Origin of the sequence: Buchnera aphidicola (Anoecia corni) (genome assembly GCF_964056675.1) — a bacterium.
In the GTDB taxonomy this organism is placed as follows: Bacteria; Pseudomonadota; Gammaproteobacteria; order Enterobacterales; family Enterobacteriaceae; genus Buchnera_E; species Buchnera_E aphidicola_B.
Window position 1 is genome coordinate 239,087 of record NZ_OZ060371.1, and the last position, 14,262, is coordinate 253,348.

The following is a 14,262-nucleotide window of genomic DNA, read 5'->3' on the forward strand; positions in this document are numbered from 1 at the left end:
ACGCTAAGTTAAGTCAAAGAAATTTAGTTTTAAGAATTATTTTTTACAATTGAAGAGTTTGATCATGGCTCAGATTGAACGCTGGCGGCAAGCTTAACACATGCAAGTCGAGCGGCATCGAGAAAAACTTCGGTTTTTTGTCGGCGAGCGGCAAACGGGTGAGTAATATCTGGGAATCTACCCTAAAGAGGGGGATAACTACTGGAAACGGTAGCTAATACCGCATAATGTTGAAAAACCAAAGTAGGGGATCTTTAATAGACCTTACGCTTTTGGATGAGCCCAGATGAGATTAGCTTGTTGGTGAGGTAATAGCTTACCAAGGCTACGATCTCTAGCTGGTCTGAGAGGATAACCAGCCACACTGGAACTGAGACACGGTCCAGACTCCTACGGGAGGCAGCAGTGGGGAATCTTGCACAATGAGCGAAAGCTTGATGCAGCTATGCCGCGTGTATGAAGAAGGCCTTAGGGTTGTAAAGTACTTTCAGTAGAGAAGAAGAAATAAAAGATAATACCTTTTGTTTTTGACGTTATTTACAAAAGAAGCACCGGCTAACTCCGTGCCAGCAGCCGCGGTAATACGGAGGGTGCTAGCGTTAATCAGAATTACTGGGCGTAAAGAGCACGTAGGTGGTTTTTTAAGTCAGATGTGAAATCCCTAGGCTTAACCTAGGAACTGCATTTGAAACTAAAAAACTAGAGTTTCATAGAGGGAGGTAGAATTCTAGGTGTAGCGGTGAAATGCGTAGATATCTGGAGGAATACCTGTGGCGAAAGCGGCCTCCTAAGTGAGGACTGACACTGAGGTGCGAAAGCATGGGGAGCAAACAGGATTAGATACCCTGGTAGTCCATGCTGTAAACGATGTCGACTTGGAAGTTGTTTCTAAGATATATGGCTTCCGAAGCTAACGCGTTAAGTCGACCGCCTGGGGAGTACGGCCGCAAGGCTAAAACTCAAATGAATTGACGGGGGCCCGCACAAGCGGTGGAGCATGTGGTTTAATTCGATGCAACGCGAAAAACCTTACCTGGTCTTGACATCCATAGAATTTCTTAGAAATAAGAAGGTGCCTTAGGGAACTATGAGACAGGTGCTGCATGGCTGTCGTCAGCTCGTGTTGTGAAATGTTGGGTTAAGTCCCGCAACGAGCGCAACCCTTATCTTCTGTTGCCATCAGGTTATGCTGGGAACTCAGGAGAGACTGCCGGTTATAAACCGGAGGAAGGTGGGGACGACGTCAAGTCATCATGGCCCTTACGATCAGGGCTACACACGTGCTACAATGGTACATACAAAGAGAAGCAGCCCTGTAAAGGTGAGCAAACCTCATAAAGTGTATCGTAGTCCGGACTGGAGTCTGCAACTCGACTCCACGAAGTCGGAATCGCTAGTAATCGTGGATCAGAATGCCACGGTGAATACGTTCCCGGGCCTTGTACACACCGCCCGTCACACCATGGGAGTGGGTTGCAAAAGAAGCAAGTATCTTAACCAGATTTATCTGGATGGAGCTTACCACTTTGTGATTCATGACTGGGGTGAAGTCGTAACAAGGTAACCGTAGGGGAACCTGCGGTTGGATCACCTCCTTACAGAATTTTACTTATTTTGGTAGTGCCCACACAAATTTTCTGATTGCCTTTTTCATTATAAGATAAAGGCTTGTAGCTCAGTTGGTTAGAGCGCACCCCTGATAAGGGTGAGGTCGGTGGTTCAAGTCCACTCAGGCCTACCAAAACTAGCATATAAAATATATATAACATATATATATATACATATATATATATGTATATTTTATTTTTTAAAAATTAATAGATTTATATGTATTGAAAATGTGGGGTTATAGCTCAGATGGGAGAGCGCCTGCTTTGCACGCAGGAGGTCAGCGGTTCAATCCCGCTTAGCTCCAATTTTTTTCTTTACAAATTTAATTGTTATTTTTTTTTATTCTTAGATACCTAAAAAAATCAAATTCAGAAACATTTAATTTAGGAAAAATATAATTTTTTATATTTTTTTTATTAGTGCATAGGAACATATTAATAGTTTTTTCTTTTTTTAAAACAGTAGGTACTGTTCTTTTTTTATTTTCTATTAATTTTAAAAATTTATTTAACATTTTATTTTTTTTTAATATAGAACAAAAAAATTTTATATTATGTTTTGTATATTCATGAGAACAAAAAATTGCAGTATTATTTTTTAGTTTACTTATTAATTTTAATGAATTAAACATATCTAATAAATTCTCGTATTTAGTATATCCACAACCTCCGGAAAACAAAGTATCTCCACAAAAAAAATATGGATTTGAAAGGTAACAAACGTGACCTTCTGTATGGCCTGGAGTATGTAATACTGTTATGCTTAAATTCATGATATTGATTACATCATGGTTAAATACATATATATTAGTACCTGCTTTTTTTGTTTCTACTGGACCATAAATTGGAATATTTGGATATGATAATATTATTTCTTTAACTCCAAAAACATGATCTTGATGATGGTGAGTTAGCAAAATCGCATTTAATATTAATTTTTTTTTTTTATAAATTGTAAAACGTTAAATGCTTCTCCTGGATCTACTATAATACATTTTTTTTTCTTGCTTAAAATCCAAATATAATTGTTTTTTAAAGATCGAACGTAAAATATCATAATACACCTAAATTATTTAATGGACGGTTATAACATAAAATATAAATTCATGCGTACATGAATATATATATACGTATATATATATACGTATTTTGTTTATTTATATAAAAAATCTATGAATTGTGGATTTTTTGCTGATGTTTTAGCTATTTTATCACATAATTCATTCTTTATATTTCCACTATGAGATTTAATCCATATCCATGTAGTGTTATGTAAATTTAATACTTTGTTAAGTTTAATCCATAAATCTATATTTTTAATTTTTTTTTTATTTGGAGTAAACCATCCTTTCTTTTTCCATTGTTTGATCCAAATATTAGTGCCTTTTTTAACATATTGACTGTCAGTATATATAGAAACGTTACAAGATTGATTTAAAGCTTTTAGTCCTACTATTACAGCCATTAATTCCATACGGTTATTAGTAGTGTTATAGAAACCTGCTGTTAATATTTTTCTATATTTTTTATAATATAAAATAGCACTATATCCACCTGGACCGGGATTTCCTAAACAAGAACCATCTGTAAATAGTATAATTGATTTATTCATTAATTTTATTCAACTGTTAAACAATTAGTTTATTTTAATATATTATATATATGATGAATACGATAACAAAAAGAGAAATTGTTATAGATACAGAAACTACAGGTATGAATAGTAAAGGATGTTTTTATAAAGGACATAGAATTATAGAAATATCATGTATAGAAATATTTAATAGAAATATTACAGGGAAAGTTTTTCACACTTATTTACAACCAGATAGAACTATAGATGATTCTGCTTATAATATTCATGGAATTTCTGAAAATTTTTTACATGATAAACCTAAATTTAAAGATGTTGTTAAATTTTTTTTTTCTTTTATAAAGAATTCAAATTTAATTATTCATAACGCTATGTTTGATATTGCATTTATAAATTATGAATTAGAGTTAATAAATTTTCATATTAAAAATATAGAAAAAAAATACAAAGTAATAGATTCATTATCAATAGCTAGAAACTTATTTCCAGGAAAGAAAAATAATTTAAATGCTTTATGTGATAGATATAAGATAGAAAATAAAAGTAGAAAATTGCACAGTGCTTTATTAGATTCACAATTACTTGCTAAAGTATATTTAAAAATGACTAGTTATCAAAAAGTTATGTGTTTTGACAATAGTTATAAATTTAAATCAAAGTTAAAAAATCATATTAAGTATAAATTCATAGTAATTTTTGCAAATGAAAAAGAAATTCATAAACATGACGATTATTTATTTTTTATAAAAAAAATTACTAAATTATCATAAAAATCTTGACTATTTTTTTTAAATCAATTATCTTTTAATTTCAAGATAATTTTAATTAGAAAATAATTGGTGCGGTAGTTCAGCAGGTTAGAATATCGGCTTGTCACGCCGAGGGTCACGGGTTCGAGCCCCGTCCGCACCGTGAAATACAATATTGACTTAAAAAACGAAGTATATTTATAGAAAAATATTGTGTTTTATATCCTTCCTGAAGAAAAATAACAGTATTTCATTACATGGTAATAGAATATAACAATATATTGATATTATTAATATATAAGTTAATATTAATTGTTATATTATTTTTTATATATGAAAGTTTTATTCTTTTTCAGATTAAATAAATTTAATTTCATTATGACATATTCATTTAAGATTAAAAATATTTCTTCTAGATAAGAAAATGAAAGTTAAGGATTTTATTACATGTATGAACGAATCATTAAAAAAGAATTAGAGTCTTCTTTAAATCTACTAGAAAAATTTTTAAAACATAAATCTTATATTAAAAAAATTGAATTGTCTGCTGATATAATAGTTGAGTCTTTTAAAAAAGGAAAAAAGGTAATTTCGTGTGGAAATGGAGGATCACATTGTGATGCTATGCATTTTGCTGAAGAATTAACTGGTTGTTATAGAAAAATACGAAAAGGATATCCGGCTATATCTATTTCTGACTCAAGTTATTTTACTTGTGTATCTAATGATATAGGATATAATTATGTTTTTTCTAGATTTGTTTCAACGTTAGGAAAAGAAGGGGATGTGTTACTAGCTATTACTACGTCAGGGAATTCTGAGAATATTTTAAGAGCTATTAAGTCAGCTTATAAAAAAAATATGAAAGTTATAGTTTTAACAGGAAATAATGGAGGAAAAGTTAAAGGAAGAGCGAATATAGAAATTTGTGTACCTTATACTGGTTATGCAGATAGAATTCAAGAAATGCACATAAAAATTATTCATATATTGATATATTTAATAGAAATAAAAATGAAAAAGAATATTATTAAATAATTTTTTTAAAAGAATAAAATATATTTTCTAGCAAAAGTAATAGACATATTATTTGTGTGTTTATTTTTAATATATATGTCATAATTATGAATGTATATTATTTTACAGAAAATCATATTTTATAAAAATAATTTATAAGAATATACAGTTAGTGTGGTTTTTATTTAAATTAAATATAACTAATTTTAGTTATTTTTGTTTTTTTTAAAGATTAGGAATGTCTTTTATGAATAAAAAATACATTGTTACGTGGGACATGTTACAGATGTATGGTCGAAAGCTTGCTACACAATTAAAATTAATAAAAAAATGGAAAGGTGTTCTTGCAGTTAGTAGAGGAGGATTAATTCCAGCTGCTTTATTAGCTAGAGAGTTAAATATACGGTTTGTAGATACTATTTGCATTTCTAGTTATGAACATGATAAAAAAAACAATATTGTAGTAATAAAAGAACCTAAAGAAATAAAACAAGATTTTTTAATAGTCGACGATTTAGTAGATACTGGTGCTACTGCTAAAATAATAAAGGAAGCTTATCCAAAATTATATTTTGTTACTATTTTCGCTAAACCGATGGGAAGACGTTTAGTTGATCGTTATGTAGTAGATATATCTCAAAGTACATGGATTGAACAACCGTGGGATATGGATTTATTATATGTTCCACCACTATGTGATTGATTAAAGTCTAAATTATATAAACATACATATATAATAGTTTTTTATTTTAAAAACATGAAAAGTAAAAATTAATAGTTATATAGTTCAATTCAATTTTTTTTATCATAAAGAATTATTTTATAAAATTTAAAATAGTATGTTTTAGTTTATATATTATGTTATTGCATAAAAAATAATAATAATTAGTGTTATTTTTTTAAAATATTAAACATTTGTTTATTTAATACATATAATATACCTAAAAATATTTTCTAAAATAGAAAAATATGACTAAAAAGAAAAAAAAATGTCTAATAATAAAATTGATAAAAAAAATTTAAATAACCATAAATCAAATATTACAACAATAAAAAATAATGTGAATGATAATGATATAAAATACGATAGCGATTTTTTACTTAACGAATTACGAAGCAAGCTATTAGAATTAGAAAAAAAATTAATTAACACAAAGAGTGATTTGACAAATGATGAAGAACAACATTTCAATAGAAAAAAAGTTATTTTAGAAAAAGAAAATAAATTCTCTTTAAAAAAAATAATTTTTGAAATTTTGCCAACTATAGATAGTTTAGAGCGAGCGTATAGTTTGTTAATAGAAAAACAAGATAAAAAAGAGGTATATGTCAGAAATTTATTAAAATGCGTTTTAAAATCATTGTTATTAACAATAAAAAAATTTGGAGTAGATAGCATAAATTCTATAAATGTAGAATTTGATCCAAATGTTCATCAAGCAATATCTATGCAAAAATCTAATTCTATTCAAGAAAATCATATTTTATCAATTGTACAAAATGGTTATTTATTAAATGGAAGATTATTAAGACCAGCTATGGTAATAGTATCAAAAAAATAATTAAATTTTTTCTTATAAAGAAGGTGTGTTGTATTAAATATACTTATAATAAGTAAGAATTACACACCTTTTTTTTAGAAGTAAATTATTATTTTTTGTTTAGTTATAATCAGATGTTTAGATATCTATCTAAAAACATTAGATTATTAATTGTGTTATATTGAAAAGTTATGATTATGTAATAAGTCAAAAAATGATTTTTATGAAAATTAAATAAATTATTACATGTAATTTACTGATGATTAATTGTTAAAATTACAAAATATGAAAAAAAAAATAAAAAATAGTTGCATATCTTTAAATAAAAAAGCTAAATATTTATATTTTATTGAAAAAAAAATTGAAGCTGGACTATGTTTACAGGGATGGGAAGTTAAATCTTTAAGAAGAAAACAAATAAATATTGAAAATAGTTATATTATTTTTCGAAATGAAGAAGTTTTTTTATTTGGTTCTAGGTTTAATCCTGTTACTACTTTAGAATCTCATATTCAATATGATATTATGCGAGATAGAAAATTACTTTTACATAAAAAAGAGATAGGTTTTTTACATGGAAAAATGAGTAGAGAAAAGTATGTTGTTATAGCTTTATCATTATTCTGGAAAAAGGCCTGGTGTAAAGTAGTTTTAGGATTAGCAAAAGGTAAAAGCAAGTATGACAAACGAAAGTGCACTAAAGAAAGAGAGTGGAACAAGCAAAAAGAAAGATTATTAAAAAACAACAATAAATTTTGATTTAAAAATAATTTTACTAAAAACTAGGACTATAGATGTTTGATTTCGATTATGTTTGGATGAAATATGCTATAAAATTAGCGAAGTTAGCTGAAAAAAACGGGGAGGTTCCTGTTGGAGCAGTATTAGTTCTTAATAAAACAATGATTGGTAGTGGATATAATAAATCCATTTGTAATTATGATCCTACTTCTCATGCAGAAATTTTAGCTTTAAGAGAAGGAGGAAAGAAAATAAGAAATTATAGGTTATTAGATACAACGCTATATGTTACTTTAGCACCGTGTATGATGTGTTTAGGGGCTATAATAAATGGACGAGTTAAAAGATTAGTATATGGAACTTCAAATATAAAGTTGGATTCATTGTATAATTTTTTATGTCAATATAAAGAAAAAAACATTGTTTCTTCTTTAAAAATTGAAAAGGGTGTATTTTCTTACATATGTAAGAATGTTATTTTAAATTTCTTCAAAAAAAAGAGAAGATAACCATATAATAGTTGTATTAAATTAATATTTTTTAGTTTTCTAAAATCACTAAAGCATGAATATAATTTTTTTCTTTTGTTATAGAAACATGTATGTGTTTTATATTAAATTTTTTTTGTAGCAATTTAGCGTTGTGTAGAAAACGTATTTTTGGTTTTCCTAATTTTTCTGTGTATAGTTCAAAATTATTAAAAAATATTCCGTTTTGTATACCTATACCTAGTGCTTTAGCAGAAGCTTCTTTTACTGCAAAATGTTTGGCTAAAAATATAGATGTATTTTTTGTTAAAAAATATTTTTTTAATTCATTATTAGATAATATTCTATGTGCTAATTTTATTTTTATATTTTTAATTAATATGTGAATACGTTTTATTTCTACGACATCTATTCCGATTCCTAATATACCCATTTTATTCTCTAATTTTTATAAAAATAGTTTTTTAAAGTTTTATGTTAATAAATATATAGAGTTCTATTTTTTATTACTGACACCGATTTTTATTTATAAATTAGGTATTTTTAATAAAACTATTTTTAACATTACATGAGTTTTTTCTTTAAAAAAAATTTCAATTTTTTTTCTAGACATAATAGAAATACGTTTTATTTTATTTCCATTTTTTCCTATTATAATTTTTTTGTGATTTTTATTAGATATTAAAATCTCTATATATATTTTTTTTTCTTTATTAGGTAAAACGTATAATTTATGTAATTTTACGTCAATGTTATATGGAATTTCTTTATTTAAATAATGAAAGAGAGTTTCCCTAACAAGTTCAGTGTACATGTATCTGTTGTTTTTAATTTTTTCTATATTGTTTTTATTTATATAAATTGTTTCCGGTAAAAATTTTTTGATATTATTCAACAGTATAGAAAGTTGATATTTTTTTTTCGCCGAAATAGGAAATATAGATATAGGATTAATTTTTTTCTGAATAAAATTCATATATGGTAATAACATTTGTTTATTTTTACAAAGATCTATCTTGTTTATTACAACGATAATAGGTACATTTTTGTTTTTAATATATTTATATATTTCTTCATCATATGTTGTCCAAATAGTTTTTTCTAGTACAAATAAAATAAGTTGAATATTTTGAATATTTTTATTTATTCTTTTTAGATAGATTCCATTAGAACTATAAATGCCTGGTGTATCTATAAATATATATTTAATATTTAAACTTATTTTTGCACCTATTATATTTTTAATTGTTGTATTTTTTTTTTTTGATACAATAGATAATTTTTTTTCTACAAGTTGGTTAAATAGTGTTGATTTTCCAGTATTAGTTCTTCCTAGAATTAAAATTTTTCCGCAGTATTTTTTTTTAGTATTCACTCCATCCCCAGTTTATATAATGCATTTTGAGCAGCAGACTGTTCTGCTTTTCTTCTGCTTTTACCTATTCCAATTATATTACTTTTAATAGTACTAATTTTACAGTTTATAGTAAAAATTTGATTATGTGACTCACCGAATACATTAGTAACAAAATAAGAAGGAAGCGGTAGATGTTTAGATTGCAAGTATTCTTGTAATCTAGTTTTAGAATCTTTTTGCGTATGTTTAGGGTTTAATTTTTTTAATCTATATTTATACCATTTTAGTATTAAATTTTTAATAATATATATATTACTATCTAAAAAAACACCACCTATAATTGCTTCTACGGTATTTGCAAGAATAGATTCTCTGCGTATTCCCCCGCTTTTAAGTTCTCCTTGTCCTAATTGTAAACATTGTCCTAAATTGAACTCGTTAGCTATTTCTACTAATGTTTTTCCACGTACTAAGGTAGCTCTCATCCTACTCATATCACCTTCATTTACAGTTGGAAAATTACTATATAGTTCATTAGTGATCACAAAACTAAGTATAGAATCCCCTAAGAACTCTAATCTTTCGTTATGAATAGAACTAGCACTACGGTGAGTAAGAGCTTGTTCTAAAATTTTTTTTTGATTGAAAGTATATCCAATCATTTTTTGAAGCTTGTTAGTTACATTATAATTCATGCAATACCAGTTTAGATTTTATTTAATATCAATATATTAATTTATAATTTAGGATGACTTATTTATTATTAGTTTTAGAATTTATAAATTTAAATATTTTTTTACAAATATATATAGTAAATAATTGTTTAATGAATTAATCCGATTCTATTAAATCTAAAGTGTATAGGCCATATGTTTTTTGTTTTTTCTATGCTCATCCATATTATATTTGCTTGTCCAACAAGTTCTTTTTCTGATATAAAACCCCAATATCTGCTATCTAGACTATTATCTCGATAATCTCCCATAACAAAATAGTGTGATTTAGGAACAATCCATTCTCCTGCTACTAATTTATTTTGTTTATAGTATAGTTTTACATCATCTTCTAATAATCTATTGACTAAAATGTTATGTGAATGATTATTTATTGTTTCTTTATTTTCTTCCATAGTAAAAACATCGTCTAATAATTTTTGATAATTGTTAGAATCATTTAAAAATGTGTTATTTTTGTTAGAATATAGGTTTAATTTTCCAGATTGAGAGTTTTTTACGTTATCATAATGGACTGGTATGTTTAAATATATATTATTATTATCTTTAGAATAAATGATTAATTGCTTTTTTTTAATATTATATTTAATATAGTCTCCTGGAACTCCTATTATTCTTTTTACAAAGTGTATACGATGATTTTGTGGGTATTGAAATACAACAATATCACCTCTGCGCGGAACATTAATAGGGATTATGGTATCATTATTTATTGGATTTTTAATTCCGTAATAATATTTTTTAACTAAAATAAAATCTCCTTCTAGCAGAGTAGGATTCATAGATGTTGATGGTATATAAAAAGGTTCAAATAAAAAGGATCTTACTATAAATACTAATAAAAAAACATAAAAAAAAGAAGAAAAAAACCTAATATTTTTTTTTAAAAAAATAGAAAATTTAGTTTTATTTTGGTCGACTTCTTTTTCTGAATCTTTATGTAGAATAAATTTATCAATGAAAAGTGCTATTCCAGTAAAAAAAACTATAAATAACAATAAATTAGGTATATTTATCATTTTTGTCCTTTTATAAAATAATTTAGTTAATTTTTAATATTGAAAAAAATGCTTCTTGAGGAATGTCTACATTACCTATATTTTTCATTCTTTTCTTTCCACGTTTTTGTTTTTCTAATAATTTTTTCTTTCTTGTAATATCTCCACCATAACATTTAGCGAGTACATTTTTCCTGAGTTGTTTTATCGTAGATCTAGCTATTATGTTATTACCAATAGCAGCTTGAATAGTAATGTTAAATTGTTGTCTAGGAATGAAATCTTTCATTTTTTTTACAATTTTTTGTGCTTTATTAAAAGAGTTATTTTTATGAATTATTAAAGATAAAGCATCTATTTTTTCTGAATTAATTAAAATATCTAATCTATCTAAATTAGATTTTTTAAATTTAATAAAACTATACTCTAAAGAAGCATAACCACTGGAAACAGATTTTAGTTGATCAAAAAAATTAAAAACAATTTCAGATAAAGGAATTTCATATGTTAGAGAAATTTGACGATTATGAAAAACCATATTTTTTTGTTTTCCTCTTTTTTCTGAACATAGAGATAAGATATTTCCTAAATATTTTTTTGGCAATAGAATATTACATTCTGCTATAGGTTCTCGTAGTTCTTTAATCATTGTTTTATTGGGGAATTTAGATGGATTATCTAAATATATAATTTTATTATTATTTAATAATATTTCATAAATTACAGTTGGAGCTGTTGAAATTAGATTTAATCCATATTCTCGTTCTAAACGGGATTGAATTATTTCCATATGTAGTAATCCTAAGAATCCACATCTAAATCCAAATCCTAAAGCAGAACTGTTATCAGTTTCATAAAAAAGAGAGGCATCATTAAGTGATAATTTTTGTAATGCTTCTTTAAAATAGAGAAATTGATCAGATTGTGTTGGATACACACCAGCATATATTTGTGGTTTTATTTTTTTAAATCCAGATAATGGTAAAACAGCTGGATGATGATCTAAAGTAATAGTATCCCCTACTAATATAGAGTGTATTTTTTTTATTCCACATATGATCCATCCTATTTCCCCACATATTAACATATTTTTTATGATTTTTTTTGGAGTAAAAATTCCTAATTCATCTACAAAATATGTTTTACCGGAACTCATAATTCTAATTTTTGAACCTTTTTTAAGTGATCCATTTTTAATTCGTATTAATGAAACGATTCCAAGGTAATTATCAAACCAAGAGTCAATTACTAAAGCTTGAAGAGGAGCGGTAACATCGCCTTTTGGACATGGTATATAATTAATTATTGATTCTAATAGTGAATCAATTCCTACTCCTGTTTTACCTGAACATTTTATAGAATTTTTACAAGATATTCCAATTATATTTTCTATTTCTTTTTCTACCCTTATAGTATCCGAAGTAGGAAGATCAATTTTATTTAAAACTGGGATGACTATTAAACCCATGTCTATAGCAGTGGAACAATTTGCAATTGTTTGAGCTTCAACTCCTTGAGAAGAATCTACTATTAGTAATGCTCCTTCAGAAGCGGATAAAGATCTAGATACTTCGTAAGAAAAATCAACGTGCCCTGGTGTATCAATGAAATTTAAATTAAATTTTTTTTTATTTTTATCTGTATAAAAGATTGAAACGCTTTGAGCTTTTATCGTAATACCTCTTTCTTTTTCTAAATCCATAGTATCTAAAACTTGAGAAGACATTTCTCTTTCAGACAGTCCTCCACATTTTTGAATAAATCTATCAGAAAGAGTAGATTTTCCATGATCGATATGAGCTATGATAGAAAAGTTTCTTATATTTTTCATTTTTATAGATCAAATGCCGTTTAAAAAAAATTTATAAATGTATTATATAGCAAATTTTAACATTTTTTATATAAAAATTTTTAGTATTAATATTTTAATATAAAAAAGTTGTTTTAAATTTTAAAAAGTGTAATTTTATTACGTTGGAGTTATATTTTGTGCAGTTAAAATTTTTTAAACACATAGTTAATTATGAATAAACAAACATATGTAATATATATATGTTAGGTATATTCATATGTAAGACATATAATTTAATTTTTTATAAGATAAATAATAATAAATGCAATTTAAAAGTTTATGTAGTATAAACACATTTATATTTTTTTTAAATAACTTAATATTGTGTATGTAAAAATTTTTATCGTAATAAATTTGTTATGTTAAAAGTTGATTATAAACAATATAATATTGATTATGTTTATTTAAATAAGATTAAATTATGAGAAAAAAAAATATAAAAATAGTAGTTGCTATGTCAGGTGGAGTTGATTCATCTGTAACCACTTGGTTATTAAATAAGAAAGGATATAACGTAGAAGGAATATTTATGAAAAATTGGGAGGAAGATGATGACCATAATAATGGTTATTGTGCATCATCGAAAGATTTAAAAGATGCTCAAGCAGTGTGCGATAGTATAGGAATATTATTACATAAAATAAATTTTGCAGAAGAATATTGGAATAATGTTTTTGAAAAGTTTGTTAATTTACTAAAAATAGGAATAACTCCTAATCCTGATGTGTTATGTAATAAAGAAATAAAATTTAAAGAATTATTGAATTTTGTATTATTTAACTTAAAAGCTGATTATATGGCAACAGGACATTATGTTCGAAGAGTAGAGAGACATAAAAAATTTTTTTTGTTACGTGGAATAGATGATAATAAAGATCAAAGTTATTTTTTATATCATTTAAATCAATTCCAATTATCTAAATGTTTGTTTCCTGTTGGAAACTTAAGAAAGAGACAAGTTAGAATAATAGCTAAAAAATATGTTCAGGTTGTCGCTAAAAAAAAAGATTCAATGGGAATTTGTTTTATTGGACCTAAGAATTTTACTAATTTTTTAAGTAGATTTATAAAGAGTAATCCAGGTAATATTGTAGATGAAAAAGGTCAAGTAGTTGGAATTCATAGAGGACTACACAATTATACTATAGGACAAAGAAAAGGATTAAAAATAGGTGGTATTTCTAAAGGTAATGGTAAAGCATGGTATGTTTTTAAAAAAGATATAAAAAAAAACGAATTATTTGTTGTTCAAGGAAACAATAATATATCTTTAACTTATAAAGGTATCATAGTAACTAACGTAGTGTGGATAAATGAAAACCCATTAAATAAAATATTCAATTGTATGGTAAAAACTAGATATCGCCAGTCAGTTGTATATTCTAAAGTTCAAGTAATATCTAGTGATTCAGTAGTAGTTATATTCGATACACCTGTTCTAGCAGTTTGTCCTGGTCAATCTGCAGTTTTTTATGATAAACATATATGTTTAGGGGGAGGAGTGATTGAAAAAGGATTTATTTTACATAAGCAGTAGAATTTGTATGTAATATAGAATTTTAAAAAAGAATAAATTTTTTT

15 protein-coding genes, 3 tRNA genes and 1 rRNA gene are annotated in these 14,262 nt (G+C 25.9%); 11 read left to right on the plus strand and 8 right to left on the minus strand.

Going from position 1 to position 14,262, the window contains the following annotated elements; all coding sequences use genetic code 11:
- Positions 1-46: 46 nt before the first annotated feature.
- The 3 genes from AB4W63_RS00980 to AB4W63_RS00990 all read left to right on the plus strand — a co-directional run bounded on the left by AB4W63_RS00980 (position 47) and on the right by AB4W63_RS00990 (position 1,915).
- Positions 47-1,598: ribosomal RNA gene (locus tag AB4W63_RS00980) — 16S ribosomal RNA — on the plus strand.
- 66 nt (positions 1,599-1,664) lie between these two features.
- Positions 1,665-1,741: transfer RNA gene (locus AB4W63_RS00985), tRNA-Ile, on the plus strand.
- Positions 1,742-1,842: 101 nt separating this feature from the next.
- Positions 1,843-1,915: transfer RNA gene (locus tag AB4W63_RS00990), tRNA-Ala, on the plus strand.
- An 18-nt stretch (positions 1,916-1,933) separates the two neighbouring features.
- Here AB4W63_RS00990 and AB4W63_RS00995 read toward each other — a convergent pair.
- From AB4W63_RS00995 to rnhA, 3 genes are all read right to left on the minus strand, one after another.
- Positions 1,934-2,527, minus strand: a complete 594-nt coding sequence (locus tag AB4W63_RS00995) for an MBL fold metallo-hydrolase (protein WP_367681159.1) — start codon at positions 2,525-2,527, stop codon at positions 1,934-1,936.
- Positions 2,528-2,541: 14 nt separating this feature from the next.
- A complete protein-coding gene (locus tag AB4W63_RS01000; protein ID WP_367681160.1) occupies positions 2,542-2,667 on the minus strand; it encodes a hypothetical protein in 126 nt (41 codons plus the stop codon).
- Between the two features lie 96 nt (positions 2,668-2,763).
- Positions 2,764-3,222, minus strand: a complete 459-nt coding sequence (gene rnhA / locus AB4W63_RS01005) for a ribonuclease HI (RefSeq protein WP_367681161.1) — start codon at positions 3,220-3,222, stop codon at positions 2,764-2,766.
- A gap of 50 nt (positions 3,223-3,272) precedes the next feature.
- On the opposite strand from rnhA, the gene dnaQ reads away from it, so the two are divergent.
- From dnaQ to tadA, 7 genes are all read left to right on the plus strand, one after another.
- Positions 3,273-3,974 carry a DNA polymerase III subunit epsilon gene (gene dnaQ, locus AB4W63_RS01010; RefSeq protein ID WP_367681162.1) on the plus strand — a complete coding sequence of 234 codons (702 nt, stop codon included), beginning with the start codon at positions 3,273-3,275 and terminating at the stop codon, positions 3,972-3,974.
- A 68-nt stretch (positions 3,975-4,042) separates the two neighbouring features.
- Positions 4,043-4,116, plus strand: a tRNA-Asp gene (locus AB4W63_RS01015).
- A gap of 284 nt (positions 4,117-4,400) precedes the next feature.
- Positions 4,401-4,991, plus strand: a complete 591-nt coding sequence (gene lpcA, locus AB4W63_RS01020; protein ID WP_367681163.1) for a D-sedoheptulose 7-phosphate isomerase — start codon at positions 4,401-4,403, stop codon at positions 4,989-4,991.
- 226 nt (positions 4,992-5,217) lie between these two features.
- Positions 5,218-5,673: a xanthine phosphoribosyltransferase gene (gpt, locus tag AB4W63_RS01025; RefSeq protein ID WP_367681164.1), complete on the plus strand. Its 456-nt coding sequence runs from the start codon at positions 5,218-5,220 to the stop codon at positions 5,671-5,673.
- A gap of 286 nt (positions 5,674-5,959) precedes the next feature.
- On the plus strand, positions 5,960-6,532 hold the full coding sequence (grpE, locus tag AB4W63_RS01030) for a nucleotide exchange factor GrpE (RefSeq protein ID WP_367681165.1): 573 nt from the start codon (positions 5,960-5,962) through the stop codon (positions 6,530-6,532).
- A 264-nt stretch (positions 6,533-6,796) separates the two neighbouring features.
- A complete protein-coding gene (gene smpB / locus AB4W63_RS01035; protein ID WP_367681166.1) occupies positions 6,797-7,270 on the plus strand; it encodes an SsrA-binding protein SmpB in 474 nt (157 codons plus the stop codon).
- Positions 7,271-7,305: 35 nt separating this feature from the next.
- Positions 7,306-7,761: a tRNA adenosine(34) deaminase TadA gene (gene tadA / locus AB4W63_RS01040; protein WP_367681167.1), complete on the plus strand. Its 456-nt coding sequence runs from the start codon at positions 7,306-7,308 to the stop codon at positions 7,759-7,761.
- Positions 7,762-7,792: 31 nt separating this feature from the next.
- On the opposite strand, the gene acpS is transcribed toward tadA, so the two are convergent.
- The 5 genes from acpS to lepA all read right to left on the minus strand — a co-directional run bounded on the left by acpS (position 7,793) and on the right by lepA (position 12,660).
- Positions 7,793-8,173, minus strand: a complete 381-nt coding sequence (gene acpS / locus AB4W63_RS01045; RefSeq protein WP_367681168.1) for a holo-ACP synthase — start codon at positions 8,171-8,173, stop codon at positions 7,793-7,795.
- Between the two features lie 93 nt (positions 8,174-8,266).
- Complete coding sequence (gene era / locus AB4W63_RS01050; RefSeq protein WP_367681169.1) at positions 8,267-9,115, minus strand: GTPase Era; 849 nt, start codon at positions 9,113-9,115, stop codon at positions 8,267-8,269.
- A complete protein-coding gene (rnc, locus tag AB4W63_RS01055) occupies positions 9,112-9,792 on the minus strand; it encodes a ribonuclease III (protein WP_367681170.1) in 681 nt (226 codons plus the stop codon). Before rnc ends, era begins: the two co-directional genes overlap by 4 nt.
- Before the next feature lie 128 nt (positions 9,793-9,920).
- The gene (gene lepB / locus AB4W63_RS01060; RefSeq protein ID WP_367681171.1) at positions 9,921-10,850 is read right to left on the minus strand and encodes a signal peptidase I; all 930 of its coding nucleotides are present in this window, start codon (positions 10,848-10,850) and stop codon (positions 9,921-9,923) included.
- Between the two features lie 22 nt (positions 10,851-10,872).
- Positions 10,873-12,660 carry a translation elongation factor 4 gene (gene lepA / locus AB4W63_RS01065; protein WP_367681172.1) on the minus strand — a complete coding sequence of 596 codons (1,788 nt, stop codon included), beginning with the start codon at positions 12,658-12,660 and terminating at the stop codon, positions 10,873-10,875.
- Positions 12,661-13,102: 442 nt separating this feature from the next.
- Between lepA and mnmA the strand changes: the two genes are divergently transcribed.
- The gene (mnmA, locus tag AB4W63_RS01070; protein WP_367681173.1) at positions 13,103-14,218 is read left to right on the plus strand and encodes a tRNA 2-thiouridine(34) synthase MnmA; all 1,116 of its coding nucleotides are present in this window, start codon (positions 13,103-13,105) and stop codon (positions 14,216-14,218) included.
- Positions 14,219-14,262: the final 44 nt, after the last annotated feature.

Coding starts and splice junctions, on each gene's coding strand:
- grpE (WP_367681165.1), top strand. CDS start 5,960: ATGTCTAATAATAAAATTGATAAAAAAAATTTAAATAACCATAAATCA.
- lepA (WP_367681172.1), bottom strand. CDS start 12,660: ATGAAAAATATAAGAAACTTTTCTATCATAGCTCATATCGATCATGGA.
- rnhA (WP_367681161.1), bottom strand. CDS start 3,222: ATGAATAAATCAATTATACTATTTACAGATGGTTCTTGTTTAGGAAAT.
- dnaQ (WP_367681162.1), top strand. CDS start 3,273: ATGATGAATACGATAACAAAAAGAGAAATTGTTATAGATACAGAAACT.
- tadA (WP_367681167.1), top strand. CDS start 7,306: ATGTTTGATTTCGATTATGTTTGGATGAAATATGCTATAAAATTAGCG.
- smpB (WP_367681166.1), top strand. CDS start 6,797: ATGAAAAAAAAAATAAAAAATAGTTGCATATCTTTAAATAAAAAAGCT.
- AB4W63_RS01000 (WP_367681160.1), bottom strand. CDS start 2,667: ATGATATTTTACGTTCGATCTTTAAAAAACAATTATATTTGGATTTTA.
- gpt (WP_367681164.1), top strand. CDS start 5,218: ATGAATAAAAAATACATTGTTACGTGGGACATGTTACAGATGTATGGT.
- rnc (WP_367681170.1), bottom strand. CDS start 9,792: ATGAATTATAATGTAACTAACAAGCTTCAAAAAATGATTGGATATACT.
- acpS (WP_367681168.1), bottom strand. CDS start 8,173: ATGGGTATATTAGGAATCGGAATAGATGTCGTAGAAATAAAACGTATT.
- mnmA (WP_367681173.1), top strand. CDS start 13,103: ATGAGAAAAAAAAATATAAAAATAGTAGTTGCTATGTCAGGTGGAGTT.
- lepB (WP_367681171.1), bottom strand. CDS start 10,850: ATGATAAATATACCTAATTTATTGTTATTTATAGTTTTTTTTACTGGA.
- lpcA (WP_367681163.1), top strand. CDS start 4,401: ATGTATGAACGAATCATTAAAAAAGAATTAGAGTCTTCTTTAAATCTA.